This window comes from Mesorhizobium sp. M0678 (assembly GCF_040320505.1).
In the GTDB taxonomy this organism is placed as follows: Bacteria; Pseudomonadota; Alphaproteobacteria; order Rhizobiales; family Rhizobiaceae; genus Mesorhizobium.
Genome location: NZ_JAMYPT010000069.1, coordinates 1 through 1,784, shown reverse-complemented (window position 1 = coordinate 1,784; position 1,784 = coordinate 1). Strand labels below are relative to the sequence as shown.

The following is a 1,784-nucleotide window of genomic DNA, read 5'->3' as shown; positions in this document are numbered from 1 at the left end:
CGAGTCGATCAGGACGAGGTCCTGCGGCGCGGGTTGGAACAGCGCCGGCGTGTGCTCGAGAGGGCGCGCTAAGATCCGGCGGTCCTGCGTCATGAGGTGTCGCTTGGCGGCCCGTTCCCCCATCTAGAGCCGACGACTAGAGCCGAAGAACCGGGACCGGCTGCTTGAAGGTGACATTGCGGCCAAGTTCCTTGCTGCGGTTCTGGCCCATCCACGGGTGAAGAGACTTCTTTCGAGTGATCACTTCTCAGTCGACGGCACCCTGATCCAGGCGTGGGCTTCGATGAAGAGCGTCAAGCCGAGATGGGGCGGGTGAGCCACCTGCCGAGGGCGGCGGGCGTCGCAATGCGGAAGCGGACTTCCACGGGCAGAAACGGTCCAACGAGACGCATACTTCAACCACCGATCCCGACGCCAGGCTCTACCGCAAAGGGCGCGGCAAGGAAGCAAAGCTCTGCTTCATGGGGCATGGGCTGATGGAGAACCGCCGCGGCCTTTTGGTCGACGCCTGCCAGACATTCGCCGACGGCCATGCTGAGCGGGTGGCGGCACTGCACATGATTGAGCCGCATGCCGACCGGCCGCGGGCGATCACGCTCGGCGCCGACAAGGTGACGCCGCACGTGGCGCAGCACATAAGCGGTCGCAGTTCGGCATTCGACGGCCGCACGACACGGCACGCCGGCTATGGTGTCAACCAGCGCATCCGCAAGCGCATCGAAGAGGCGTTCGGCTGGATCAAGACGGTCGCCGGGCAGGACAAGACGAAGTTCCGGGGGCGCGACCGCGTCGGGGGCCTTCACCTTCGCTGCCGCCGCCTACAATTTGGTGCGGCTTCCGAAGCTGCTGACGGTGCCGACATGATTGCGCCAGCAGGCTGCCAACTGATCGGCCGCTGGCGCATCGTCGAGGCTGATATATGGATCGCGGCTATCTCGATCTCGGCGGACCGGCCACGATCACCATCGGAGCCGACAACCAGGGCGAGACGGCCTTCGGCGCTCTGCAGGCCGGTCTCGACCTCGGCTACGGCACCTCATTGGTCTTCTTCACTTGGTTCGGCTTCGACGAGATGGACGAGGTCACCGGCGACGGCTCCGCGGAATTGCTCGACAACGGCTCGATCGAGATCACGTTCGCCTATCACAACGGGCGATGAGGCCATCCTCAAAGCCAAACGGGATCCTTCTTCAACAGCTGGCAGGCGATGGCCAAGCTGGAAAAACGGCCCTTCGATTGCGGGCGAATGCGAATGCGGTTTATCAATGGCATTGCCGAAGTCATGGGGCGAGGCGGACGTGCAGTTGCTCATGGCACACTACGGCCGAACACGCTAGATCGGCCCCGGCCTGGAAGCTTAGTTGGTTGGTCTTCCGGACGATTTTCCGCGGCTTCGATAGCCGCTAAGCTCCGACGAGCTACAGCCATAGGCCCACTCTTCCATCATGAGGGAAATCGGAAGAGTGAATAACGTATTGAACTCACACATAACGATTGGTTGGAGTGCGGCGACGTCGTTGCCGCTAGGCTGAGGCCTCGAACGTGAGAGTAAACTCGCGTCGAGCTGGAGGTCCCATCGTCTGCGGCCAATAAGGCTCCCGCCAAGTGACTGCCCGTACGCGGCTAGCTTACCGCGCAACCTGTTTTGCAACCAACCAACTCATTAGGATCCGATCTTCAAATGTCCACACTGACCTCAGCCCCAAAACCCGCTCGGAAAGAAGCGTCCGGAACATCCTTCTACGCGGGCCGTGGTGCCAGCGAAACGTTCGCCGTTTCGCACG

The 1,784-nt window shown here is 62.2% G+C and carries 1 protein-coding gene and 1 pseudogene; both read left to right on the top strand.

The window, feature by feature from the left end:
- Positions 1 to 145 precede the first annotated feature (145 nt).
- Positions 146 to 864: pseudogene (locus NKI29_RS33295) on the top strand (transposase); the annotation flags it as partial.
- A gap of 55 nt (positions 865 to 919) precedes the next feature.
- Entirely contained in the window at positions 920 to 1,159 is a 240-nt protein-coding gene (locus tag NKI29_RS33290) for a hypothetical protein (RefSeq protein ID WP_352798690.1), read from the top strand.
- Positions 1,160 to 1,784 lie beyond the last annotated feature (625 nt).

What these genes read in the sequence shown, in the direction of transcription:
- NKI29_RS33290 (WP_352798690.1), top strand. Translation starts at nt 920, where the DNA reads ATGGATCGCGGCTATCTCGATCTCGGCGGACCGGCCACGATCACCATC.